We start from the raw sequence: 23,283 nt of genomic DNA, 5'->3' as shown, positions 1-23,283 counted from the left end.
ATGTGTCCATGTCATCTTCAAGTCAATGCTTGAAAGTAAAAGATTTGTTGCTTCAGGGGAGTGGGGGCCTCCGGAAAGTGGCCGAAAACCCCCACCCGCAGTAAATTTGACTGTGCGTCAGCGGACCGGTCGGTCGGCCCGCTCCACCTTCTGGGTGCCGCTCAAGGTCCGGTACGAGCGGTCCCACGCCGAGGTCGCGTTCTGCTTGGTCTTGTCCGAGATGATGTAGTAGTCCATCTGTGAACGCTCGGCCGTCACGTCCAGGACCCCGTACCCGTGAGCGTCCATGTCCAGCCACTTCACGTGTCGGTTGGCGGCCTTGATGGCGGTCTCGGCCACCAGCGAGGCCGTGTCGGCCGGCACGTGCAACAGGTCGTCGATGTTGTCCGAAGTCACCGAGGTGACCACGAACTCGACCGCGGCCGACTTGGAGAACGGGTACGTCGCCGCCGTCAGCGGCACGTCGTTGGCCCATGCCATGTGGATGTCACCGGTCAGGAACACCGTGTTCTTGATGTTCTGCCCGTTCAAGTGGCCCAGCAGCTCCGCCCGGTCGTCCGTGTAGCCGTCCCACTGGTCGACGTTGATCGGGATCCCGCCCTTGGGCAGCCCCAGGAGCTTGGTCAGCGGCTCCAGCAGGTGCGCCGGGAGCGCGCCGAAGGCCACCGGAGAGATCATCACCGAGGTGCCGACCAGCTTCCAGGCCGCCTGCGAGGAGGTCAGCCCCGACTTGAGCCAGTCCAGTTGGGTCCGGCCGGTGATGGAGCGCTCCGGGTCGTCGACCGTGCCGCTGCCGATGGTGGCCTGCTGGGAGCGGAAGCTGCGCAGGTCCAGCAGGAGCAGGTCGACGAGGTTGCCGAAGCGCAGCCGGCGGTAGACGGTGCCCGCGGTGGAGGGGCGGACCGGCATCCACTCGAAGTAGGCCTGCTTCGCGGCGGCGGCGCGGGCCGCCCAGTCGCCCTCGGCGCCCGGGGTGTGGTTCTCGGCCCCGCCCGACCAGGCGTCGTTGGCGAACTCGTGGTCGTCCCAGATCGCGATCATCGGGTGGACCGCGTGCAGGTTCTGCAGGTCCGCGTCGGTCTTGTACTTGCCGTGCCGGGTGCGGTAGTCGGCGAGGGTGAGGATCTCGTGCGTGGGCGCGTGCTGGCGCACCACGTACTTGGGCTCCGGGTAACCGCCCGTCTTGTACTCGTAGATGTAGTCGCCGAGGTGCAGCACCGCGTCCAGGTCGGTGCGGGCGGCGAGGTGGCGGTAGACCGAGAAGTACCCGGCCTCCCAGTTCGCGCAGGAGACCACGCCGAAGCGGACTCCCGGCACCTGGGCCCCGACCAGCGGCGCGGTGCGGGTGCGACCGGCCGGGGAGACGGTGGTCCCGGCGGTGAACCGGTACCAGTACGCCGTCTGCGGCCGCAGCCCCCGGACATCGGCCTTGACGGTGTGGTCGGCGGCCGCAGACGTGGTCAGCGAGCCGCTCGCGGTGATCCGGGTGAAGCCCTGGTCCTCGGCCACCTCCCAGTCCACGCGGGTGGCGGGGCCCAGGCCGGAGCCCGGTACGGCCTCGGCGGAGGGGGTCACGCGGGTCCACAGGAGGACGCCGTCGGGCAGCGGGTCGCCCGAGGCGACTCCGTGCAGGAAGGCGGGTGCGGTCTCGGCTGCGTAGGCGGCGCTTCCCAGGGCGGCCGTCGCGGCGAAGGGGGCGAGCGCGGCGACACCGGCGGCGGCCTTGACGACCGTACGGCGACGCGGCGCGGTGGCGGGAGAGGGGAGAAGACTGGTCACGGGCGGTCAGATTACTGGCCAGTAGGGCCGGAAAACAGTCTTGGGCAGGCAAAGGGCGGACGAACTCTGGGAGTCCGCCCGCCCTTTGCTCGTCCGGGCCCGCGAACGGGCCCGGATCCGCCGTCGTATCAGCCCTTCAGGGCCGCGTCGATCGCCGTGTTGTACGCCTCGACCGTCTGCGGGGTCTCGATCTTCTTGCCGTCCATCTTCAGTGTCGGGGTGCCCGTCACGCCGGACTTGTTGAAGGCCTTCGACATCTCCAGCGCCCACCGGTCGTAGGTGCCGTCCTCGACCGCCTTCTTGAAGGCCGCGTTGGCCTTCAGGGCCGGGACCTGGTCCGCGATCTTCAGCAGGGCCGCGTCCTTGGCGAAGGCGTCGTCGCGCTCGTCCGGGTGGTTGGTCGTCGAGTACAGCGCCGCCTTGTACTCCAAGAACGCCTCGGGGCTGACGTCCAGCGCCGCGCCCAGGGCGCTGAGCGCGTTCTTCGAGCCCACGCCGGCGGACATGTTGTCGATGAAGGTCGCGCCGAAGTACTGGAGCTTGTACTTGCCCGCGTCGACGTCCTTCTTCACCTGGGCGCCGGAGGCCTGCTCGAACTGGGCGCAGGCAGGGCAGCGCGAGTCCTCGTACAGCTCCAGGGTCTTCTTCGCGTCGGCCTTGCCGATGACCACGGTCGTGCCGTTCTCGCCGGTCGTGTTCTTCGGCTTGACCAGCGTGGCCGTCTCAGCGGCCTCCCAGGCGGTGGGCTTGGTGTTCTGGATGACCGCGTAGCCGATGCCGCCCGCCAGCGCGAGGGCCGCGACGACCGCGCCCGCCACGATGACCTGACGGCGGACCTTGTCCTTCTTCACCTGGCGCTCGCGCTCGGCGCGCAGCTTCTCGCGCGCGGCTGCCTTGTTGGCCTGGCTGTTGCGGGAACTCATGGGGTACTCCGTGGGGTGATGCGGTTCGGATGGGGACTGCGTGCGTCAGGCGCCGAAGAGCGGCGCCGGACGCGGCGGACCCCTGCGTCCCACGGAGTGCGCGGGGAACCGGGTACGGGCCCCCACGCCCGGGAGCACCGCCCGCAGCGCGGACCCCACCCGGGCCGGGACCGCGCCGACCGAGGCCACCGCCAGCAGCAGCGGCCGGAAGGCGCGCACCGCGATCACCCGCAGCAGCTGCCCCAGCGCCCGCTCCCCGCGGCGCAGCCACAGCGCGGCCAGCAGCCCCACCGAGACGTGCGCCCCGAGCAGCAGCCAGGGCGTCCACCAACCGGGGGAGTCGAGCAACAGCGCCGGCCCGGCGGCGGGCCCGGTGACCTCGGCCAGCGGCCCGCCCACCGGGGTGCCCCCGCAGAGCTCGGCCAGCCCCAGCGCGCGCAGCGGACCGTCGACCGGGCCGCCCGCGGGGCCGTAGCAGAAGTGCTGCGCGGCGGTGAAGACCGTGTCGGCCGCCAGCTCCAGCGGAACCAGCAGCCCGGCGATGCCGCCGAACCCGCGCTCGCGCCCGGCCAGGGCGAAGGACAGCCCGAAGACGGCCGTGAAGGCCCCGGCCAGCAGGGCGGGCGGCAGCGGAACCCGGGACATCAGGACGTGCGAGCCGGCCGAGAGCAGCACGACGAGCGCGCTGAACAGCGCCGCCCGCAGCCCTCGGAGCCCTGCCTCTGATATGTCCATTGCGGCCGAGTGTGCCATGGGTCCCTGTGAACGAGGGACCTTGGGCCCACTGATATAAGGCGACTTTTAGGCCGTAATCCGCCCATTGCGGAAGAGGTCCACGAAGATCTGGTGGTCGGCGCGCGCCCGGGCCCCGTAGACGTGCGCGAAATCGACCAGCAGCTCGGCGAAGCCCTCCTCGTCGGCCGCGATCGCCGCGTCGATGGCCCGCTCGGTGGAGAAGGGCACCAGGGACTGCCCGCTCTCGGCCGCGTCCGCCGCCGCGTGCATGGTCGCCGTCGCCCGCCCCAGGTCCGCGACCACCGCCGCGATCTCCCGCGGGTCGTCGATGTCCGACCAGTCCAGGTCCACCGCGTACGGGGAGACCTCCGCGACCAGCTGCCCGGCCCCGTCCAGCTCGGTCCAGCCCAGCCACGGATCGGCGTGCGCCTGGAGCGCCCGCTGGGAGATCACCGTGCGGTGGCCCTCGTGCAGGAAGTAGTCCCGCACCGCCCGGTCGGTCACGTGCCGGGACACGGCCGGGGTCTGCGCCTGCTTGAGGTAGATCACGACGTCGTTCTCCAGGGCGTCGCTGTGCCCCTCCAGCAGGATGTTGTAGGAGGGCAGGCCCGCCGAGCCGATGCCCACGCCGCGCCGGCCGACCACGTCCTTGACCCGGTAGGAATCCGGGCGGACCAGGGACTCCTCCGGCAGGGTCTCCAGGTACCCGTCGAAGGCGGCCAGCACCTTGTACCGGGTCGCCGCGTCCAGCTCGATCGCCCCGTCGCCCTCGGTGAAGCGGCGCTCGAAGTCACGGATCTCGGTCATCGAGTCCAGCAGCGAGAACCGGGTGCGGGCGCGGGCGGCGCGCAGCGCCCCCAGCAGCGGGCCGTCGGCCGAGTCCAGGGTGAAGGAGGGCACCTCGTCGTTCTTGGCGCCGGTGGCCAGCGCGTGGATCCGCTCCCGGTAGGCGCCGGCGTAGGTCCGCACCAGGTCGCCGATCTGCTCGTCGCTGAGCGCCTTGGTGTAGCCGATCAGGGCGACGGAGGCCGCGAAGCGCTTGAGGTCCCAGGTGAAGGGGCCGACGTACGCCTCGTCGAAGTCGTTGACGTTGAAGATCAGCCGGCCGTTGGAGTCCATGTAGGTGCCGAAGTTCTCGGCGTGCAGATCGCCGTGGATCCAGACCCGGCCGGTCTGGTCGTCCAGGTACGGGCCGCCGTGCCGCTCCCGCTCCAGGTCGGCGTAGAACAGGCAGGCCGTGCCCCGGTAGAAGGCGAAGGCGGAGGCCGCCATCTTGCGGAACTTGACCTGGAAGGCGGCGGGGTCGGCCGCGAGCAGCTCACCGAACGCGGTGTCGAACACGTCCAGTATCTGTTCGGCGCGCTGCTCGTTCGTCGTCTCGGTGACCGCCATGGCGGGTTCCTCCTGGTGGCACTGGCTCGGTCGCTTTCCGGCCCGGGGGCCGGATGTGGCTCTTGGTCCTGCAACGGATGACCGTACCCGTCGGTGCCCGGCGACCCGCACCCGGCCGCCGGCGCCGACGACCGCCCCCGCGCGCCCCGGCCGCCCGGGACGACCCGCGATCTTCGACCCACCCGACGTAGACTTCGAGGCTGCCCCCTCACTTCCCCCCGGAGGTCTGCCGTCGTGACCAAAACGCCGTTCACGCACCTGCACGTCCACACCCAGTACTCGCTGCTGGACGGTGCCGCGCGGCTCAAGGACATGTTCAACGCGTGCAATGAAATGGGCATGTCGCACATCGCGATGTCCGACCACGGCAACCTGCACGGGGCCTATGACTTCTTCCACACGGCGAAGAAGTCCGGGATCACGCCGATCATCGGGATCGAGGCCTACGTGGCCCCCGAATCCCGGCGCAACAAGCGCAGGATCCAGTGGGGCCAGCCGCACCAGAAGCGCGACGACGTCTCCGGTTCCGGCGGTTACACCCACAAGACGATCTGGGCGGCGAACGCCACCGGCCTGAACAACCTCTTCCGGTTGTCCTCCGACGCCTACGCCGAGGGCTGGCTCACCAAGTGGCCCCGCATGGACAAGGAGACCATCAGCCAGTGGTCCGAGGGGCTCATCGCCTCCACCGGCTGCCCCTCGGGCGAGCTCCAGACCCGGCTGCGCCTCGGCCAGTTCGACGAGGCCCTCAAGGCCGCCTCCGAATACCAGGACATCTTCGGCAAGGACCGCTACTTCCTGGAGCTGATGGACCACGGCATCGAGATCGAGCGCCGGGTCCGCGACGGGCTGCTGGAGGTCGGCAAGAAGCTCGGCATCCCGCCGCTGGTGACGAACGACTCCCACTACACGTACGCGAGCGAGTCCGTCGCCCACGACGCCCTGCTCTGCATCCAGACCGGCAAGAACCTCTCGGACCCGGACCGCTTCCGCTTCGACGGCACCGGCTACTACCTGAAGTCCACGGACGAGATGTACGCCATCGACTCCTCGGACGCCTGGCAGCAGGGCTGTGCCAACACGAAGCTGGTCGCCGACCAGATCGACACCGAGGGCATGTTCCAGTTCCGGAACCTGATGCCGAAGTTCGACATCCCGGCCGGCTACACCGAGGTCACCTGGTTCCGCGAGGAGACCATGCGCGGCATGGACCGCCGCTACCCGGGCGGGATCCCGGAGGACCGGCTCAAGCAGGCCGAGTACGAGATGGACACGATCATCTCGATGGGCTTCCCGGGCTACTTCCTCGTGGTCGCCGACTTCATCATGTGGGCCAAGAACCAGGGCATCGCGGTCGGCCCGGGCCGAGGCTCCGCGGCCGGTTCGATCGTGGCCTACGCCATGGGCATCACCGACCTCGACCCGATCACCCACGGCCTGATCTTCGAGCGGTTCCTGAACCCCGAGCGCGTCTCCATGCCCGATGTCGACATCGACTTCGACGAGCGCAGGCGCGTCGAGGTGATCCGGTACGTGACCGAGAAGTACGGCGCCGACAAGGTCGCCATGATCGGCACCTACGGCACCATCAAGGCCAAGAACGCGATCAAGGACTCCGCGCGCGTCCTGGGCTACCCCTACGCCATGGGCGACCGGCTCACCAAGGCCATGCCCGCCGACGTCCTCGGCAAGGGCATCCCGCTCTCCGGCATCCTCGACCCCAAGCACCCGCGCTACGGCGAGGCGGGCGAGATCCGCGGGATGTACGAGAACGAGCCCGACGTGAAGAAGGTCATCGACACCGCCATGGGCGTCGAGGGCCTGGTCCGCCAGATGGGCGTGCACGCGGCCGGCGTGATCATGTCCAGCGAGACGATCACCGACCACGTGCCCGTCTGGGTACGGCACACCGACGGCGTCACCATCACCCAGTGGGACTACCCGAGCTGCGAGTCGCTCGGCCTGCTGAAGATGGACTTCCTGGGCCTGCGCAACCTCACGATCATGGACGACGCCGTCAAGATGGTGAAGGCCAACAAGGGGATCGACATCGATCTCCTGGGCCTGCCGCTCGACGACCCCAAGACCTTCGAACTGCTCGGTCGCGGTGACACCCTCGGCGTCTTCCAGTTCGACGGCGGCCCCATGCGCTCGCTGCTGCGCCTGATGAAGCCCGACAACTTCGAGGACATCTCCGCCGTCTCGGCCCTGTACCGGCCGGGCCCGATGGGCATGAACTCGCACACGAACTACGCGCTGCGCAAGAACAAGCAGCAGGAGATCACCCCGATCCACCCGGAGCTGGAGGAGCCTCTCGAAGAGGTCCTCGCGGTCACCTACGGCCTGATCGTCTACCAGGAGCAGGTGCAGAAGGCCGCCCAGATCATCGCCGGGTACTCGCTCGGCGAGGCCGACATCCTGCGCCGCGTGATGGGCAAGAAGAAGCCCGAGGAGCTGGCGAAGAACTTCGTCATCTTCGAGGAGGGGGCCAAGAAGAAGGGCTTCAGCGACGCGGCGATCAAGGCGCTCTGGGACGTCCTGGTGCCCTTCGCCGGCTACGCCTTCAACAAGGCCCACTCGGCCGCGTACGGCCTGGTCTCCTACTGGACCGCCTACCTCAAGGCGAACTTCCCCGCCGAGTACATGGCGGGCCTGCTCACCTCGGTCAAGGACGACAAGGACAAGTCCGCGATCTACCTGAACGAGTGCCGGCGCATGGGCATCAAGGTGCTCCCGCCGAACGTGAACGAGTCCGAGCCGAACTTCGCGGCCCAGGGCGACGAGGTGATCCTCTTCGGGCTCACCGCCGTCCGCAACGTCGGCACCAACGTCGTCGACTCGATCATCAAGACGAGGAAGGCCAAGGGGAAGTACTCGACCTTCCCCGACTTCCTCGACAAGGTCGAGGCCGTGGTCTGCAACAAGCGGACCGTGGAATCCCTGATCAAGGCCGGGGCCTTCGACGAGATGGGCCACACCCGCAAGGGCCTGGTCGCCCACCACGAACCGATGATCGACAACGTGGTGGCGGTCAAGCGCAAGGAGGCCGAGGGACAGTTCGACCTGTTCGGCGGCATGGGGGACGAGGGCGCGAGCGACGAGCCCGGCTTCGGCCTCGACGTCGAGTTCTCCGACGTCGAGTGGGAGAAGTCCTACCTGCTCGCCCAGGAGCGCGAGATGCTCGGGCTCTACGTCTCCGACCACCCGCTCTTCGGCCTGGAGCACGTCCTGTCCGACAAGACGGACGCGGGCATCTCCCAGCTCACCGGCGGCGAGCACGGCGACGGCGCCGTCGTCACCATCGGCGGCATCATCTCCGGCCTCCAGCGCAAGATGACCAAGCAGGGCAACGCCTGGGCGATCGCCACCGTCGAGGACCTCGCCGGTTCCATCGAGTGCATGTTCTTCCCGGCGACCTACCAGCTCGTCTCCACCCAGCTGGTCGAGGACACCGTCGTCTTCGTCAAGGGCCGCCTCGACAAGCGCGAGGACGTTCCCCGCCTGGTCGCCATGGAGATGATGGTCCCCGACCTCTCCTCCGCGGGCACCAACGCACCGGTCGTCCTGACCATCCCCACCGTCAAGGTGACCCCTCCGATGGTCACCCGTCTCGGCGAGATCCTGCGCCACCACCAGGGCAACAGCGAGGTCCGGATCAAGCTCCAGGGGCCGCGCACCACCACCGTGCTGCGCCTCGACAAGCACCGGGTCAAGCCCGACCCGGCGCTCTTCGGCGACCTCAAGGTCCTGCTCGGTCCGTCCTGCCTGGCCGGATAACACCGCAGGGGCCGCGGGCCCCGACGGCCGCGGCACGGCGCCGTACGTCGCCGAACGTGAAGGAAGGGCGCGCCCGGGAAAACTCCCGGACGCGCCCTTTCACATGCCGCACACGGAGGCGTCAGTTGTGGCCGAAGCGCTTCTCCCGGCCCTTGCGGGCCATGTCGGCGGGACTCGCCTGCGAGATCCGCTGCTCGGCCTGATCCTGCGGCGACGAGGACTTGGCCTGATCGCCGCCGCGTTCCGGCGTCGTGGACTTCGTCTGCTCGCGGTTCTGCTTCTTGTTCTTGGCCATGGTGGAACCTCCGTGAGGGTCTAGGGGCCAGGACCGCCTTCACCCTCACATACGCTCCGAAGCACCGCATTTTGGATCATTACTGCGCGTAGTCGGCGCCGCTTTCCGGTGCTCCGTGAGATCCGCCACGCCGATGATCGAGTTCCGGCCGTCAACGCCCTTGCGTTCGGGCAGACTCGGGGAAAACCCAGACCGTCCCCCCGCTCGCCCGGGCGGGACCCGCAGGGAAGAGGGTGGAAGCGTGGACCGCTGCGTCGTCCTGGTGGACGCCGGCTATCTGCTGGGCGCCGCCGCGAGCCTTCTCGCAGGGGAGCCCTCGCGCTCCCGCATCACCGTCGACCACGCCGCCCTCATCCAGGGCCTGCGCGAGCGGGCCGAGGCCGACACGGAACAGCCCCTGCTGCGCATCTACTGGTTCGACGGCGCGCCCGACCGGGTGCCCCAGCCCGAGCACCGGCGGCTGCGCGTCATGCCCCGCGTCACCGTCCGCCTCGGCGCCCTGACCCGCAGCGACGGCCGCTGGGCGCAGAAGGGCGTCGACGCCGCCATGCACGCCGAGCTGACCGAACTCGCCCGCAACCGCGCCTGCTCGGACGTCGTCCTGGTGACCGGCGACGGCGACCTGCTCCCCGGTCTGATGTCCGCCAAGGAACACGGCGTCGCCGTCCACCTGTGGGCCGTCCAGGCCGCCGACGGGGACTACAACCAGTCCGAGGACCTCGTGGCCGAGGCCGACGAACGCCGGGTCCTCGACCGCGCCTGGATCACCCGGGCGGTACGGGCCCGGGACCTGGCCGGACTGTGCGCCCCGCCGCCCGCCCCGCGCCCCGAGATCGCCGCGATCCTCTCCGCCCCGCTCCCGGAGGCGGCCCTCGCGGAAGCCACCCGCAACGGCTCCGTCCCCGGCGTCCGGTCCCGGGTCGACGAGCGGGAGGTCCCGCGCGAGGACCCCGCCGAGGCCACCCAGCCGGTGGCGCCCGGCCGCGCCGTGCCCACGCCCAAGGACCTCGCCGTCCTGCGGGCACCGGGCCAGAGCGCCGTCCCCGCCCACGGCCCGGGCCCGGGCGGCCAGCAGGCCTCGCCCGGAGCCCAGGCGCCGAGCGCCCTGCGGTGGTCCTCCGACAAGGGCTGGATCGACCGCGCGGGTCCGCTCGGCGAACCGGCCGAGACGGCCTCGCTGCCCACCCTCGCCCAGCTCACCAGCGCCGAGCAGCGCTGGGCCGACCGCGAGGAGGACATCACCACCGTCGGTGGCGACCCCTTCGAGGTCGGCCAGGTCTTCGCCCGCCGCTGGATGGAACGCCTCCCCGAGACCGTCCACCTGCACAAGCTCTCGACCATGTACCCGCGCATCCCGCACCGCATCGACGGCGAGCTGCTGCGCTACGCCGCCCGCTTCGGACTGCTCGCGCACAAGGACGACCAGATCGACGAACACGACCGCTACGCCATCCGGGCCGGTTTCTGGCGCGAGATCGACGTCCGCGCCGCCGCCGAGCAGGCCAACGCCCCCGCTCCGGCCGCCACGCCCAGCGCCGCCGCGCTCTCCCCGGGCGGCGAGTGAGCCCCGCGGCCACCGGCGCGCCCCGGCCGCCGCGCCCCGGGCGCGGCGGCGGCGCGGGAACCCCGTAGGCTGCTCCCTCGTGAATACGGGCACAGCACAGGCAGGACCGACGCGTTCCGCGGCAGCAGGACCGGGGGATGTCGTCTGCGCCGTGCGTGACCTGGTCAAGACGTACGCCGCCGCCCGCGGCGGGCGCGGGACCCCGGCGCTGCCGGCCACCCGCGCGAACGACGGGATCAGCCTGGAGGTCCGCCGCGGCGAGATCTTCGGACTGCTCGGCCCCAACGGCGCCGGCAAGTCCACCCTCGTGCGCCAGCTGACCGGACTGCTGCGGCCCGACTCCGGCTCGGTCACCCTGCTCGGCCACGACCTCGTCCGCCACCCCGAGCGGGCCTCCCGGCTGCTGGCCTACCTGGGCCAGGAGTCGACCGCCCTCGACGAGCTGACCGTGTCCCTGGCCGCCGAGACCACCGGACGGCTGCGCGGGCTCGGCGCGCGCGAGGCCCGGGCCGAGCGGGACGCCGTACTCGACGAACTCGGGCTGACCCCGCTGGCCGCCCGGCCGCTGAAGAAGCTCTCCGGCGGTCAGCGGCGCCTCGCCTGCTTCGCCGCCGCGCTGGTGGGGGAGCGGCCCGTGCTGGTCCTCGACGAGCCCACCACCGGCATGGACCCGGTCGCCCGGCGGGCCGTCTGGAGCGCCGTCGACCGGCGGCGCGCCGAGCGCGGCGCCACGGTCCTCCTGGTCACCCACAACGTCATCGAGGCGGAGACGGTCCTGGACCGGGTCGCCGTCATCGACGAGGGCCGGGTCATCGCCTGCGACACCCCGGCCGGACTCAAGGCCGAGGTGTCCGACGAGGTCCGGCTCGACCTGGTGTGGCGCGAGAGCGCCCCGCTGCACGTCCCCGAGGTCGCGGCGCTGCGGGAGCGGGCCGAGGAATCGGGGCGCCGCTGGACCCTGCGCCTGGGCGCCGACGAGGCGCGGGCGGCGGTGGCCGCCGTCACCGGCGGGCCCGCCTTCGCCGCGCTCGACGACTTCACCCTGGCCACGCCCAGCCTGGAAGACGTCTACCTCGCCCTGGGCGGGCGTACGAAGGGCCTGGTGAAGGCGTGACCACCACCGCGCACGTTTCCGCGAGCACCGGGGCCGAGCCCCCCGACCCCACCGACCGCGCCGAGCCCGCCCTGCCCGAGCCGCTGGCCCCCCGGGCCCGGTTCTTCCCTTCCCTGGCCGCCGTCTACCGGGCGCAGCTCTCCCGGGCCCGGGTCGCCCGGATCCCGCTGCTGTTCGTCGCGACCTTCCAGTCCGTCGGCATCATGATCCTGATGCGGGGCGTGGTGGACGGGGGCGGCGGCAGCGAGGCACGGGCCGTGGTCGCCGGTTCGTCGGTCCTCGTGGTCGCCTTCGTCGCGCTGAACCTGTTGGCCCAGTACTTCGGCCAGCTGCGCGCGAGCGGCGGGCTCGACCACTACGCCACGCTGCCGGTGCCGCCCGCCTCGGTGGTGCTGGGCGCGGCCGCCGCGTACGCCTCCTTCACGCTGCCCGGGACCCTGGTCACCGCGGTCTTCGGGTGCGTGCTCTTCGGGCTGCCGATGGGCGGGCTGTGGATCCTCATCGCGGTGGTGCCGCTGGCCGGGGCCGCGCTGGCCGGGCTCGGCGCCGCGCTGGGGCTGCTGGCGCCGCGGCAGGAGCTGGCCACGCTGGCCGGGCAGCTCGGCATGTCGGCGGCGCTGCTGCTCGGGGTGCTGCCGCCCGAGCGGATGCCCGCGGTCATCGTGTGGGCGCGGGACCTGCTGCCGTCGACCTACGGCGTGGAGGCCTTCGCCCGTACCTTCGCCCCGCACCCGGACTGGGCCGCGGTCGGCCTCGACCTCGGGGTGTGCGCGGCGGTCGGCGTCCTCTCGCTGTTCGTCGCGACCAAGGCGTACCGGCGGGCGGCGGTCCGCTGACGCCGGGCCGGGTTCCACCTGGCACGATGTGGGGGTGACCGAAGCCGTGACCCCGCAGCCGCCCCGAGACCCCTTCGAGGCCCCCGTGCTCGACGAGCGCGTGCTCGACCAGCCCGCAGCCACCGGCGCCCCGGCGGTGACCGCCGCCGAGGTCCGCGACGGCGCCGCCGTCGCCCTCCTCGTCGGAGTGGCCGGGGTGCTCCTCGGCCTGCTGTGGATGTGGCTCTCGCCCCGGCTCCAGTACGTCTCCAACGGGCAGGCGGTCTACCTCAAGAACACCGAGAGCGAGGCGCGGATCGGCTCGGACGGCACGTTCCTGCTGCTGTCCGCGGGCCTGGGCGCGCTGAGCGCGGTCGCCACCTTCCTGTGGCGGCGCGCGGGGAGCGTGCCCCTGGCCGTCGGGCTGGGCCTGGGCTCCGTCTTCGCCTCGCTCGTGGGCTGGCGGCTGGGGCTGTGGCTCGGGCCCTCCAGCGACCTGGTCGCCCGGGCGAAGGCGGCGGGCGAGGGCGTGCCCTTCGACGCGCCGCTCCAGCTGCTGGCCTACGGGGTGCTGCTGGCGTGGCCGATGGCGGCCGTCGCGGTGCACCTGGGCCTGACGGCCCTGTTCACCCCCCGGGACCCGGTCGCCGCCGCGCCCTGGGTCGACACCTACCCCCCGGCGCACGTCCACGCCCCGGCCGCCCCCGAGGACCAAGCTCCGAAGGCCGACCCGCGCCCCTGAGCCCGTAGTGCGGTTTGGGTGGCGGTCAGCGCGGGCGGAGGCCGTCGAACACCACCTGGAAGATCCGCTCCCTGGGCTCCGGATCCGGTCCGAGCTGCTCCAGCGCCCTGCTGGTGCCGGCCAGCAGGGCGAGGAACTCCGCCAGCTCCAGGTCCGGGCGGACCGCGCCGGAGCGCTGGGCCCCGGCCAGTAGTCCGGCCAGCCGGGTCTGGATCTGCTCCGTCGGGCCGCGCAGGGACGCGTGGACGTCGACCCCGGCCGCGGCGAGCGCCTGCGCGAACTCGTTCTTGCCCACGGACTGCTCCACGACCAGGCGGAAGCAGGCGGCGAAGGCCTCGCCCGGCGCGGAACCCGCGGCGAGCCGCTCGGTCCGGGCGGCGATGTCCTCCAGCCGGCGCACCATCACGGCCTCCAGCAGCGCTTCCTTGGTCGGGAAGTGGCGGAAGAGCGTGCCGACGCCGACGCCGGCGCTTCGGGCGATCTCCTCGGTCGGCACGCCGACACCGCGGGTGGTGAACACCTGCGTGGCGACGTCCAGCAGCCTGGCCCGGTTGCGGGCGGCGTCCGCCCGCAACGGGCGCTCGGACGTGTCGCTCATCCCTCTGCCACCCTCTGCCACCCCTTGCACCTTTTCCGTTCGCCGGTGGGCACGCCGAACGCCCTGGACAACCGGACTCGCCAGTCCGTATCGTTGAAACGGAGTTGCCAGTCCGATTGTGGTCGTGGATTCCACCGGAGGTCGATCATGTCCGAAACACCCGAACCCCGTGAAGTCTTCCAGAAGCTGATCGAGGGCATCGGCGCCGGGCGGTACGCGGAGCTGGCCCGGCTGTACGCCGAGGACGCCGTGGTGGAGAGCGTCTTCGCGCCGGTCGGCCCGCGCCGCCTGGAGGGGCGGGCCGCGATCGGCGAGAGGTTCGCGCAGGTCGCGGAGCACACCCCGCTGGAACTGACCCCGCGCAACGTGGTCGTCCGGGGGACGGACGACCCCGAGGTGGTCGTGGCCGAGTACGACTACGCGGTGCACCACCGGCCGACCGGCAAGACCTTCGAGGTCTCCAACATCCAGGTCCTGCGGATCCGCGACGGCCTGATCGTCAGCAGCCGGGACTACCACGACCACCTGGCCCTCGTCGTGGCCGACGGCCAACTGCCGCAGCTGGTGGCGGCGCTGGCGGGCGGGAGCGCGTAACCCGCCCGCCCCGGAGAGCCCCTAGCCTCTGGCGATCGGGGCGAGGGTGGCGGACGTCAGGGTCGCGAGGGCGGTCGGGGGCAGTTCGACCTCCAGGCCGCGGCGGCCCGCCGACACGCAGATCGTGGCGTGCGCCGAGGCCGAGGCGTCCAGGACCGTGCGCAGGCGCTTGCGCTGCCCCAGCGGGGAGATGCCGCCGCGGACGTAGCCCGTGGTGCGCTCGGCCAGCACCGGGTCCGCCATCGCGGCCCGCTTGCCGCCGACGGCCGCCGCCAGGGCCTTGAGGTCCAGGCTCCCGGCCACCGGGACCACCGCCACCGTCAGCTCTCCGTCCACGTCCGCCACCAGCGTCTTGAAGACCCGGTCCGGGGAGACACCCAGCGCCTGGGCCGCCTCCTCGCCGTACGACGCGTGCGCCGGGTCGTGCGCGTAGGCGTGCGTACGGAACTCCACGCCCGCCGCGGTCAGTGCCACCACGGCCGGGGTGGCGGAACCGGAGCCGCCCTGCTTCGTCTTCTTCGCCATGTCGCCGTGCCGCTCCGCCGTCGCTCGCCGTGCCGTCGTCAGTTCAGGTTCGTGGGGGTGCGGGTCAGGTCGATCATCGGCAGGGACGGGAGGTGGCGGATGACCGCCGTCTCCGACCTCAGCAGGGTCAGCTCCTCCGCGAGCCGCGTCGCGGTGTCCGGGGCCTGGAGCAGCCGCTGCTTGGACGGGATGTCCAGCACGGCGGCCGCCGCCACCAGGTACGACACCACCGAGGGGTCGTCCGGCAGCTCGGCACCGGTCAGGGACCGTTCGCGGGCTCCGGCGAGCCGCTTCTGGTACGAGCGGAACGCCCGCAGCACCCCTTCCGCCAGCGCTCCCGCGCTGTCGCCCGCGTCCTCGGGGAGCTCCTCCAGCTCGGCCACCAGGAAGGGGCCGCTCGCGTCCACGGACAGCAGCCGGACCCGGGAGGTCCCGGTGGCCAGCACTTCGAAGCTGCCGTCCTCGCGCTCGCGGATCGTCGCCGCGTCCGCGATGCAGCCCACCCGGTGGAAGGCCTGGATCGGGTCCGTGCCGAAGCCCGCGGCCGGGCCGCGTTCCGGCAGGGCCGTCTGGTCGGGCAGGCCGGGCGCGGTGGGCGCCACCTCGCGCCCGTCGCGGATCGCCACGACGGCGAAGCGGCGCGGTTCCTCCTCGCCCGTCTTCAGCAGCTCGCGCATCATGGCGCGATAACGCTCCTCGAAGATGTTCAGCGGGAGGACGAGTCCCGGGAACAGCACCGTATTGAGCGGGAAGAGGGGCAGGCGAACGGTGGTCACGAGGCTCAGGGTAATGGCCGGGCGGCCACCCCCGTCACCTTGTCCGCCCACCGCGTAGCACCGGGTTCCCGCCGGGCGTGCGCCGGGATCCCGCCGTGCCGCCCGCCGGCGCCGTGCCGTTCTACCCGCGCCGCAGCAGCCGGGACGCTCCGGTCGCCACCGTGGTCGCCAGCACCCACCCCAGCAGCACCAGCGCGGACGCGCCCCACTGCCAGCCGCCCCTGAGCAGCCACTGTCCCTGCTGTCCGAGGTCGATGACCGGGAGCAACAGGTCCAGGGCGAACAGCGCGGCGCTCCACTGCGGGTGTTCGTCCGCCTTGATCGGCTCCGGATCGTGCATCGAGAACAGCACCGCGCCCGCCGCCCACAGCACCGCCATCCACAGCGCGGCCCGCCCGGGCCGGTACCCGTAGGCCATCGTCCAGTCCTGCAGGTACCCCCACGCCTTCGCCGCGGGCGGCAGCGTCGCCCGGCGCCGGCGCATCTTGGCGAGCAGCACCTCCCGCGCGTCCGCGTCCTCACCGCTGGCCCGCAGCACGGCCGCCAGGCGCTCGTACGGCTCGGGGGAGTACTCGGCGGTGGACGCCTCCGCCCACGCCAGGCGGCGGGCGAGCGGGAAGTGGCCGCGGGGCGCGAGGTTCTCGTAGACGAACCCCTCCATCGACACCGCGCCCGGTGCGGCGGGCCAGCTGGTGGACTGGTCGACCAGCTTGACCACCTTCGCCCCCGACACCACCACCCGCCCCCGCTCCGGCTGCTCGCCCACGAACCGCAGCTCGGGGGTCTGGATCCGGCGCAGCGATATCTCCTGTTCCTGCGTGAGCAGGAAGCGGGCGCCGTAGAAGTCCACCGCGTCCCCGAAGCGCCCGTCGTCCAGCCGCAGCCCGCCCCGGCACTCGAAGCGCCGGGCGCGGCCGCCGCGCGTGGGCGTCTGGCCCCAGCCGTACGGGGGAGTGGCGCCCGGGTCGCCGTTCCCGCTCGACAGGGCGATCGAGGTCAGGTAGAGGGTCCGCTCGACGGTCAGGGTGGGCGCGTTCAGCGCGAGGCGCCCGTACGGATTGCTGAGCCTGGCCCCGCGCAGGCTCATCGACACCCCGATCTTGGCCCCGCGCAGGCTGACCTCCCCGTACGTCTTGATCAGGTCGGCCTGGAAGTCCTGCGCCACCGACATGCCGTCGGCGGCGATCGCCCGCCCGCGGTTGTCCCGCTGCACGACCAGCTCGCTGATCAGCAGGTCGGTGCCGATCTGCGCGTCGGTCAGCCGGATCCCGCGGGCCACCCGGCAGCGCAGCAGGTGCAGGTCCCCCGTGGTGTGCAGGCGGGCCGCGTCGAGGCGGGGCACCGCGCAGTCGACCAGGCGCAGCGTGCCCAGCCGGGTCTCGGACAGCTGGACCTCGCTGTCGAAGCGGCAGGACTGGATCTCGACGTACGGGTCCACCGTGCCGCCGGACAGATCGAGCCGCCCGACGATCCGCGCCCCCCGCAGCTTCAGCGACGACACCCGGCCCGGCACCGGCGGCGGCCCGTGGAGCAGCAGCAGCGCCACCACCCGCGCGCGCACGCTGCGCGCGGGCCCCCAGACGTGGTCCCCGTGCGGATCGTCCTCGCCGGCGACCCGTGCGCTCAGGTCGCAGACGTTCCCGGTGCGGAAGGCGCTCCACATCCGTCGTTCCGGCTCCGTCAGGTCCTGCGGCTCCTCGCCCGGACGCGGCTCCGCCACGGCGGCCCCCCTTCAGCTGTCTTCCCCCGTCACCCCGTGTATCCGAAACGCTAGGGGACACCGGTGACGACCGGGGCGCGTATCAGCCAGTGATACGGACGAACGGTGGCGAGATGCCGTCTGAGAGAATTGGGAGGTGATCTCTCGTATCGACCTGCGCGGCGACTCCCTCCCCGAGGGGGGCGCCCTGCGCGATCTGCTGCCCCGTGCCGAGTTCGACGTAGCGGCCGCCCTGGACAAGGTGCGGCCCATCTGCGAGGACGTCCATCATCGTGGCACGGCGGCGCTGATCGAGTACGCGCAGAAGTTCGACGGGGTCGTGCTGGAGCGGATCCGGGTTCCCGAGGAGGCCATCAAGGCCGCCCTGGAGGGGCTGGATCCGGCCGTCCGCGCGGCCCTGGAGGAGTCGATCCGGCGCGCCCGGATCGTGCACGCACAGCAGCGCCGCACCGAGCACACCACCCAGGTCGTCCCCGGCGGCACCGTCACCGAGAAGTGGGTCCCGGTCGAGCGCGTGGGCCTCTACGCGCCCGGCGGCCGCTCGGTGTACCCGTCCTCCGTGGTCATGAACGTCGTCCCGGCGCAGGAGGCGGGCGTCGCGTCGATCGCGCTCGCGTCCCCGCCGCAGGCCGACTTCGACGGCCTGCCGCACCCGACGATCCTGGCCGCCTGCGCGCTGCTCGGCGTCGACGAGGTGTACGCGGCCGGCGGCGCCCAGGCCGTGGCGATGTTCGCGTACGGCACCTCGGGCCCGGACGGGTGCGCCCCGGCGAACATGGTGACCGGCCCCGGCAACATCTGGGTGGCCGCCGCCAAGCGTTACTTCACCGGCAAGATCGGCATCGACACCGAGGCCGGCCCCACCGAGATCGCGGTCCTCGCGGACTCCACGGCCGACCCCGTGCACGTCGCCGCCGACCTGATCAGCCAGGCCGAGCACGACCCGCTGGCCGCCGCCGTCCTCGTCACGGACTCCGTCGAGCTCGCCGAGGCCGTCGAGCGCGAGCTGGCCCCGCAGGTCGCGGCGTCCAAGCACGTCGAGGACCGGATCAAGCCCGCCCTGGCGGGCCGCCAGTCCGCGATCGTCCTGGTCGACAGCCTGGAGGACGGCCTGAAGGTGGTCGACGCGTACGGCGCCGAGCACCTGGAGGTCCAGACCGCCGACGCGGCCGCCTGGGCCGCCCGGGTCCGCAACGCGGGCGCGATCTTCGTCGGCCCGTGGTCCCCGGTCTCCCTCGGCGACTACTGCGCCGGCTCCAACCACGTCCTGCCCACCGGCGGCTGCGCCTGCCACTCCTCGGGCCTGTCCGTGCAGTCCTTCCTGCGCGGCATCCACATCGTGGACTACAGCCGCGACGCCCTCGCCGAGGTCGCCCACCACGTGGTCACCCTCGCCGAGGCCGAGGACCTGCCCGCGCACGGCGCGGCGCTCAAGGCGAGGTTCGGATGGAAGGTACCCACGCAGTGACCGGCCCCCTGGGAATCGACGACCTCCCCATCCGCGACGAGCTCCGCGGCAAGACCCCCTACGGCGCGCCGCAGCTCGACGTACCCGTCCAGCTCAACACCAACGAGAACCCGTACCCCCTGCCCGAGGAGCTCGTCGCCCGCATCGCGGAGCGCGTCGCCGAGGCCGCCCGCACCCTCAACCGCTACCCCGACCGGGACGCGATCGAGCTGCGCACCGAGCTGGCCGCCTACCTCACCCGCACCGGCAAGCACCCGGTCGCGCGGGAGAACGTATGGGCCGCCAACGGCTCCAACGAGGTCCTCCAGCAGCTGCTCCAGACCTTCGGCGGACCCGGCCGCACCGCGATCGGCTTCGAGCCCTCGTACTCGATGCACGCCCTGATCGCCCGCGGCACCGGCACCGACTGGATCTCCGGTCCGCGCCGGGACGACTTCACCATCGACGTGGACGCGGCCGCCCGGGCGATCGCGGAGCACGCCCCGCACGTCGTCTTCATCACCTCGCCCAACAACCCGACGGGCACGGCGGTCGAGGCCGAGACGGTCCTGGCCCTCTACGAGGCCGCCCAGGCCGCCCGCCCGTCGCTGGTGATCCTGGACGAGGCGTACGTCGAGTTCAGCCACCGGGACTCGCTCCTGCCGCTGCTCGAAGGCCGCCCGAACCTGGTGGTCTCCCGGACCATGTCCAAGGCCTTCGGCGCCGCCGGACTGCGCCTGGGCTACCTCGCGGCGCACCCCGCCGTCGTGGACGCCGTACAGCTGGTGCGCCTGCCGTACCACCTCTCCGCCGTCACCCAGGCGACCGCGCTGGCCGCCCTGGAACACACCGACACCCTGCTCGGCTACGTCGAGCAGCTCAAGGCCGAACGCGACCGGCTGGTCACCGAACTGCTTGCCATGGGCTACGAGGTCACCGCGTCCGACGCGAACTTCGTACAGTTCGGGACGTTCGCGGACTCCCCCACCGCATGGCGGCAGATCCTCGACCAGGGCGTCCTGGTCAGGGACAACGGCGTACCAGGATGGCTGCGGGTCACCGCGGGCACCCCGGCCGAGAACGACGCGTTCCTGGAAGCGGTTCGCGCACTGAAGAAGGAGCAGCAGGCATGAGCCGCATCGGAAGAGTCGAACGGACCACCAAGGAGACCTCGGTCCTCGTCGAGATAGACCTCGACGGCACCGGCAAGGTCGACGTGTCCACCGGTGTGGGCTTCTACGACCACATGCTCGACCAGCTCGGCCGCCACGGACTCTTCGACCTCACCGTCAAGACCGAGGGCGACCTGCACATCGACAGCCACCACACCATCGAGGACAGCGCGCTGGCGCTGGGCGCCGCCTTCAAGCAGGCCCTCGGCGACAAGGTCGGCATCTACCGCTTCGGCAACTGCACGGTCCCGCTGGACGAGTCCCTCGCCCAGGTCACCGTCGACCTGTCGGGCCGCCCCTACCTGGTGCACACCGAGCCCGAGAACATGGCGCCGATGATCGGGTCCTACGACACGACCATGACCCGGCACATCTTCGAGTCGTTCGTCGCGCAGGCGCAGATCGCCCTGCACATCCACGTCCCGTACGGGCGCAACGCCCACCACATCGTGGAGTGCCAGTTCAAGGCCCTCGCCCGGGCCCTGCGCTACGCCGCCGAGTTCGACCCGCGCGCCGCGGGCATCCTTCCCTCCACGAAGGGCGCCCTCTAACCGTGAACGGCCTCAACACCATCCTGATCGTCCTCGGCCTCTTCCTGGCCGGCGGCGTCTACTCCTTCCAGAAGCAGAAGATGCCCAAGTCGGTCGTCATCCTGCTCGCCATCGGCTCCGCGATGTGTCTGGCCGCCGGAGTCCTGCGGATCCAAGGGATTTGGGAATGAGCGACGACACCCCCACCGGCACCGCCCGGACCACCCGACCCACTCGTCCCACCAAGAAGGTCGTCGTCCTCGACTACGGCTTCGGCAACGTCCGCTCCGCCGAGCGGGCGCTCGCGCGCGTCGGCGCCGAGGTGGAGATCACCCGCGACTACGACAAGGCCATGGACGCCGACGGCCTGCTGGTGCCCGGCGTCGGCGCCTTCGAGGCCTGCATGCGCGGGCTCAAGGGGGTCCGGGGCGACTGGATCATCGGTCGCAGGCTCTCCGGCGGACGCCCGGTCATGGGCATCTGCGTCGGCATGCAGATCCTCTTCGAACGCGGCATCGAGCACGGCGTGGAGACCGAGGGCCTCGACGAATGGCCCGGCACGGTCGAGCCGCTCAAGGCCCCGATCGTCCCCCACATGGGGTGGAACACCGTCGACGCGGCCGCCGACAGCCAGGCCTTCGCCGGTCTGGACGACGACGCGCGCTTCTACTTCGTGCACTCCTACGCGGTGCGCGAGTGGAGCCTCGAAGTCACCAATCCGCTGATCCGTGCCCCCAAGGTCAGCTGGGCCACGCACGGCGAGCCCTTCGTCGCGGCGGTGGAGAACGGCGCCCTGTGGGCCACCCAGTTCCACCCCGAGAAGTCCGGCGACGCCGGTGCCCAGCTCCTCACCAACTGGATCGAGACTCTCTGATGGCGAAGATGGCGAAGCCGGTGCACCCCGCGGGCACGCTCGAACTGCTCCCCGCGGTCGACGTCCGCGACGGCCAGGCGGTCCGCCTGGTGCACGGCGAGTCCGGCAGCGAGACCTCCTACGGCTCGCCGCTCCAGGCCGCCCTCTCCTGGCAGGCCTCCGGCGCCGAATGGCTGCACCTGGTCGACCTCGACGCCGCCTTCGGCACGGGCGACAACCGCGCCCTGGTCGCCGAGATCACCGGCGCCATGGACATCAAGGTCGAGCTCTCCGGCGGCATCCGCGACGACGCCACGCTCGCCGCGGCCCTCGCCACCGGCTGCACCCGGGTCAACCTCGGCACCGCCGCCCTGGAGACCCCGGACTGGGTCGCCAAGGTCATCGCCGAGCACGGCGACAAGATCGCGGTCGGGCTCGACGTACGCGGCACGACCCTCAAGGGCCGCGGCTGGACCAGCGAGGGCGGCGACCTCTACGAGGCCCTCGCCCGCCTGGACTCCGAAGGCTGCGCCCGCTACGTCGTCACCGACATCGGCAAGGACGGCACCCTGACCGGCCCCAACCTGGAGCTGCTGGGGAACGTCTGCGCCGCCACCGACCGGCCCGTCGTCGCCTCCGGCGGCATCTCCTCGCTGGACGACCTGCGGGCGCTGGCCGCGCTGGTCCCGCAGGGCGTCGAGGGCGCGATCGTCGGCAAGGCCCTGTACGCGAAGGCGTTCACCCTCGAAGAGGCGCTGAAGGCGGTGGCCCTGTGAGCGAGGTGCGCAAGATCTCCTCCGGCGGTCCCTGGGAGGAGGCCGTCGGCTACTCCCGCGCCGTCGCCCTCCCCAACGGCCTGGTCCTGGTCTCCGGCTGCACCTCCGTGGTGGGCGGCCAGATCACCGCGGGCGGCCCGTACGAGCAGGCCATGAACTCCTTCAAGGTCGCGCTCGACGCGCTCGCCCAGGTGGGCCTGGGCGCCGAGCACGTCGTGCGCACCCGCATGTACCTCACGCACGCGCGGGACGTGGACGAGGTGGGCCGCGCCCACAAGGAGCTGTTCGACGCCGTCCGTCCCGCCGCATCCCTGCTCATCGTGTCCGGCTTCATCGACCCCAGCCTGGTCGTCGAGGTCGAGGTCGAGGCCTACCGAGGAGACACCGCATGACCCTGGCCGTACGGGTGATCCCCTGCCTGGACGTGGACAACGGCCGGGTCGTCAAGGGCGTCAACTTCCAGAACCTGCGCGACGCCGGCGACCCCGTCGAGATGGCCAAGCTGTACGACGCCGAAGGCGCCGACGAGCTGACCTTCCTCGACATCACCGCCTCCTCCGGCAACCGCGAGACCACCTACGACGTGGTGCGCCGCACCGCCGAGCAGGTCTTCATCCCGCTCACCGTCGGCGGCGGCGTGCGCACCGCGGACGACGTGGACAAGCTGCTGCGCGCGGGCGCGGACAAGGTCGGCGTCAACACCGCCGCCATCGCCCGCCCCGAGCTGATCCAGGAGATCGCCGAGCGCTTCGGCCGCCAGGTCCTCGTCCTGTCCGTCGACGCACGGCGCACCGCGGCCGGCACCTTCGAGGTCACCACCCACGGCGGCCGCCGGGGCACCGGCATCGACGCCGTCGAATGGGCCCACCGCGCCGCCGAACTCGGCGCCGGGGAAATCCTGTTGAACTCGATGGACGCCGACGGTACGAAGGACGGCTACGACACCGAGATGATCGCGGCCGTGCGTCGGCACGTCAGCGTCCCGGTGATCGCCTCGGGCGGCGCGGGCAAACTGTCCGACTTCGCCCCGGCGGTCGCGGCGGGCGCCGACGCGGTGCTCGCGGCCTCGGTGTTCCACTTCGGGGACCTGCGCATCGGCCAGGTCAAGGACGCGCTGCGGGGGGCCGGACACCCGGTCCGCTGAGACGTCCGTCCG

Annotated in this window: 23 protein-coding genes; 14 read left to right on the top strand and 9 right to left on the bottom strand. The window is 71.8% G+C overall.

Annotation, left to right across the window (positions count from 1 at the left end; genetic code table 11):
* Positions 1–117: 117 nt before the first annotated feature.
* From ACIBEA_RS10030 to ACIBEA_RS10015, 4 genes are all read right to left on the bottom strand, one after another.
* On the bottom strand, positions 118–1,779 hold the full coding sequence (locus tag ACIBEA_RS10030; RefSeq protein ID WP_399259361.1) for an alkaline phosphatase D family protein: 1,662 nt from the start codon (positions 1,777–1,779) through the stop codon (positions 118–120).
* Positions 1,780–1,907: 128 nt separating this feature from the next.
* Positions 1,908–2,702 carry a DsbA family protein gene (locus ACIBEA_RS10025; RefSeq protein WP_399259360.1) on the bottom strand — a complete coding sequence of 265 codons (795 nt, stop codon included), beginning with the start codon at positions 2,700–2,702 and terminating at the stop codon, positions 1,908–1,910.
* Positions 2,703–2,747: 45 nt separating this feature from the next.
* Positions 2,748–3,437 carry a hypothetical protein gene (locus tag ACIBEA_RS10020; RefSeq protein ID WP_399259359.1) on the bottom strand — a complete coding sequence of 230 codons (690 nt, stop codon included), beginning with the start codon at positions 3,435–3,437 and terminating at the stop codon, positions 2,748–2,750.
* Between the two features lie 66 nt (positions 3,438–3,503).
* Positions 3,504–4,829 carry a DUF2252 domain-containing protein gene (locus ACIBEA_RS10015; RefSeq protein WP_399259358.1) on the bottom strand — a complete coding sequence of 442 codons (1,326 nt, stop codon included), beginning with the start codon at positions 4,827–4,829 and terminating at the stop codon, positions 3,504–3,506.
* A gap of 234 nt (positions 4,830–5,063) precedes the next feature.
* Between ACIBEA_RS10015 and dnaE the strand changes: the two genes are divergently transcribed.
* Positions 5,064–8,606: a DNA polymerase III subunit alpha gene (gene dnaE / locus ACIBEA_RS10010; RefSeq protein ID WP_399259357.1), complete on the top strand. Its 3,543-nt coding sequence runs from the start codon at positions 5,064–5,066 to the stop codon at positions 8,604–8,606.
* Positions 8,607–8,727: 121 nt separating this feature from the next.
* Here the strand turns inward: dnaE and ACIBEA_RS10005 are convergent, their stop codons facing one another.
* Positions 8,728–8,901 (bottom strand): hypothetical protein, encoded by a 174-nt coding sequence (locus ACIBEA_RS10005; RefSeq protein ID WP_399259356.1) that lies wholly within the window; start codon positions 8,899–8,901, stop codon positions 8,728–8,730.
* Positions 8,902–9,142: 241 nt separating this feature from the next.
* On the opposite strand from ACIBEA_RS10005, the gene ACIBEA_RS10000 reads away from it, so the two are divergent.
* From ACIBEA_RS10000 to ACIBEA_RS09985, 4 genes are all read left to right on the top strand, one after another.
* Positions 9,143–10,465 (top strand): NYN domain-containing protein, encoded by a 1,323-nt coding sequence (locus tag ACIBEA_RS10000; RefSeq protein WP_399259355.1) that lies wholly within the window; start codon positions 9,143–9,145, stop codon positions 10,463–10,465.
* Between the two features lie 79 nt (positions 10,466–10,544).
* Positions 10,545–11,579 carry an ABC transporter ATP-binding protein gene (locus ACIBEA_RS09995; protein WP_399259354.1) on the top strand — a complete coding sequence of 345 codons (1,035 nt, stop codon included), beginning with the start codon at positions 10,545–10,547 and terminating at the stop codon, positions 11,577–11,579.
* On the top strand, positions 11,576–12,415 hold the full coding sequence (locus ACIBEA_RS09990; RefSeq protein ID WP_399259353.1) for an ABC transporter permease: 840 nt from the start codon (positions 11,576–11,578) through the stop codon (positions 12,413–12,415). The genes ACIBEA_RS09995 and ACIBEA_RS09990 overlap by 4 nt, the downstream gene beginning before the upstream one ends.
* 34 nt (positions 12,416–12,449) lie before the next feature.
* Entirely contained in the window at positions 12,450–13,136 is a 687-nt protein-coding gene (locus ACIBEA_RS09985) for a hypothetical protein (RefSeq protein ID WP_399259352.1), read from the top strand.
* Between the two features lie 25 nt (positions 13,137–13,161).
* On the opposite strand, the gene ACIBEA_RS09980 is transcribed toward ACIBEA_RS09985, so the two are convergent.
* Positions 13,162–13,734 carry a TetR/AcrR family transcriptional regulator gene (locus tag ACIBEA_RS09980; RefSeq protein WP_399259351.1) on the bottom strand — a complete coding sequence of 191 codons (573 nt, stop codon included), beginning with the start codon at positions 13,732–13,734 and terminating at the stop codon, positions 13,162–13,164.
* A gap of 147 nt (positions 13,735–13,881) precedes the next feature.
* Between ACIBEA_RS09980 and ACIBEA_RS09975 the strand changes: the two genes are divergently transcribed.
* Positions 13,882–14,328, top strand: coding sequence for a nuclear transport factor 2 family protein (locus ACIBEA_RS09975; protein WP_399259350.1), 447 nt, complete (start codon positions 13,882–13,884; stop codon positions 14,326–14,328).
* Positions 14,329–14,349: 21 nt separating this feature from the next.
* Here ACIBEA_RS09975 and ybaK read toward each other — a convergent pair whose 3' ends face one another.
* The 3 genes from ybaK to ACIBEA_RS09960 form a co-directional block, all read right to left on the bottom strand.
* A complete protein-coding gene (gene ybaK, locus ACIBEA_RS09970) occupies positions 14,350–14,853 on the bottom strand; it encodes a Cys-tRNA(Pro) deacylase (protein WP_399259349.1) in 504 nt (167 codons plus the stop codon).
* Between the two features lie 38 nt (positions 14,854–14,891).
* Entirely contained in the window at positions 14,892–15,629 is a 738-nt protein-coding gene (locus ACIBEA_RS09965) for an LON peptidase substrate-binding domain-containing protein (RefSeq protein ID WP_399259348.1), read from the bottom strand.
* Between the two features lie 121 nt (positions 15,630–15,750).
* Entirely contained in the window at positions 15,751–17,349 is a 1,599-nt protein-coding gene (locus ACIBEA_RS09960; protein WP_399259347.1) for an oxidoreductase, read from the bottom strand.
* Between the two features lie 136 nt (positions 17,350–17,485).
* On the opposite strand from ACIBEA_RS09960, the gene hisD reads away from it, so the two are divergent.
* From hisD to hisF, 8 genes are read left to right on the top strand one after another with little or no spacing between them, the layout of a single operon-like run.
* Positions 17,486–18,817: a histidinol dehydrogenase gene (hisD, locus tag ACIBEA_RS09955; RefSeq protein ID WP_399259346.1), complete on the top strand. Its 1,332-nt coding sequence runs from the start codon at positions 17,486–17,488 to the stop codon at positions 18,815–18,817.
* The gene (locus tag ACIBEA_RS09950; protein WP_399259345.1) at positions 18,814–19,929 is read left to right on the top strand and encodes a histidinol-phosphate transaminase; all 1,116 of its coding nucleotides are present in this window, start codon (positions 18,814–18,816) and stop codon (positions 19,927–19,929) included. Before hisD ends, ACIBEA_RS09950 begins: the two co-directional genes overlap by 4 nt.
* Positions 19,926–20,519 (top strand): imidazoleglycerol-phosphate dehydratase HisB, encoded by a 594-nt coding sequence (gene hisB, locus ACIBEA_RS09945; RefSeq protein WP_328298154.1) that lies wholly within the window; start codon positions 19,926–19,928, stop codon positions 20,517–20,519. Before ACIBEA_RS09950 ends, hisB begins: the two co-directional genes overlap by 4 nt.
* 2 nt (positions 20,520–20,521) lie before the next feature.
* A complete protein-coding gene (locus tag ACIBEA_RS09940; protein ID WP_354383948.1) occupies positions 20,522–20,689 on the top strand; it encodes a hypothetical protein in 168 nt (55 codons plus the stop codon).
* Positions 20,686–21,372: an imidazole glycerol phosphate synthase subunit HisH gene (gene hisH, locus ACIBEA_RS09935; protein ID WP_399259344.1), complete on the top strand. Its 687-nt coding sequence runs from the start codon at positions 20,686–20,688 to the stop codon at positions 21,370–21,372. The genes ACIBEA_RS09940 and hisH overlap by 4 nt, the downstream gene beginning before the upstream one ends.
* An 8-nt stretch (positions 21,373–21,380) precedes the next feature.
* Positions 21,381–22,127, top strand: coding sequence for a bifunctional 1-(5-phosphoribosyl)-5-((5-phosphoribosylamino)methylideneamino)imidazole-4-carboxamide isomerase/phosphoribosylanthranilate isomerase PriA (priA, locus tag ACIBEA_RS09930; RefSeq protein WP_399259539.1), 747 nt, complete (start codon positions 21,381–21,383; stop codon positions 22,125–22,127).
* Positions 22,124–22,519: a RidA family protein gene (locus ACIBEA_RS09925; RefSeq protein ID WP_399259343.1), complete on the top strand. Its 396-nt coding sequence runs from the start codon at positions 22,124–22,126 to the stop codon at positions 22,517–22,519. Before priA ends, ACIBEA_RS09925 begins: the two co-directional genes overlap by 4 nt.
* Positions 22,516–23,271 carry an imidazole glycerol phosphate synthase subunit HisF gene (hisF, locus tag ACIBEA_RS09920; RefSeq protein ID WP_399259342.1) on the top strand — a complete coding sequence of 252 codons (756 nt, stop codon included), beginning with the start codon at positions 22,516–22,518 and terminating at the stop codon, positions 23,269–23,271. The genes ACIBEA_RS09925 and hisF overlap by 4 nt, the downstream gene beginning before the upstream one ends.
* The last annotated feature ends 12 nt before the right edge of the window (positions 23,272–23,283 follow it).

It is taken from the genome of Streptomyces sp. NPDC051555 (assembly GCF_044454405.1).
Lineage (GTDB): Bacteria > Actinomycetota > Actinomycetes > Streptomycetales > Streptomycetaceae > Streptomyces.
The sequence above is the reverse complement of the archived record's forward strand: the minus strand, read 5'-3'. Positions and strand labels throughout refer to the sequence as shown.

What these genes read in the sequence shown, in the direction of transcription:
- ACIBEA_RS10025 (WP_399259360.1), bottom strand. Translation starts at nt 2,702, where the DNA reads ATGAGTTCCCGCAACAGCCAGGCCAACAAGGCAGCCGCGCGCGAGAAG.
- ACIBEA_RS10020 (WP_399259359.1), bottom strand. Translation starts at nt 3,437, where the DNA reads ATGGACATATCAGAGGCAGGGCTCCGAGGGCTGCGGGCGGCGCTGTTC.
- ACIBEA_RS10015 (WP_399259358.1), bottom strand. Translation starts at nt 4,829, where the DNA reads ATGGCGGTCACCGAGACGACGAACGAGCAGCGCGCCGAACAGATACTG.
- ACIBEA_RS10005 (WP_399259356.1), bottom strand. Translation starts at nt 8,901, where the DNA reads ATGGCCAAGAACAAGAAGCAGAACCGCGAGCAGACGAAGTCCACGACG.
- ACIBEA_RS09980 (WP_399259351.1), bottom strand. Translation starts at nt 13,734, where the DNA reads ATGAGCGACACGTCCGAGCGCCCGTTGCGGGCGGACGCCGCCCGCAAC.
- ACIBEA_RS09975 (WP_399259350.1), top strand. Translation starts at nt 13,882, where the DNA reads ATGTCCGAAACACCCGAACCCCGTGAAGTCTTCCAGAAGCTGATCGAG.
- ybaK (WP_399259349.1), bottom strand. Translation starts at nt 14,853, where the DNA reads ATGGCGAAGAAGACGAAGCAGGGCGGCTCCGGTTCCGCCACCCCGGCC.
- hisB (WP_328298154.1), top strand. Translation starts at nt 19,926, where the DNA reads ATGAGCCGCATCGGAAGAGTCGAACGGACCACCAAGGAGACCTCGGTC.
- hisH (WP_399259344.1), top strand. Translation starts at nt 20,686, where the DNA reads ATGAGCGACGACACCCCCACCGGCACCGCCCGGACCACCCGACCCACT.
- priA (WP_399259539.1), top strand. Translation starts at nt 21,381, where the DNA reads ATGGCGAAGCCGGTGCACCCCGCGGGCACGCTCGAACTGCTCCCCGCG.
- hisF (WP_399259342.1), top strand. Translation starts at nt 22,516, where the DNA reads ATGACCCTGGCCGTACGGGTGATCCCCTGCCTGGACGTGGACAACGGC.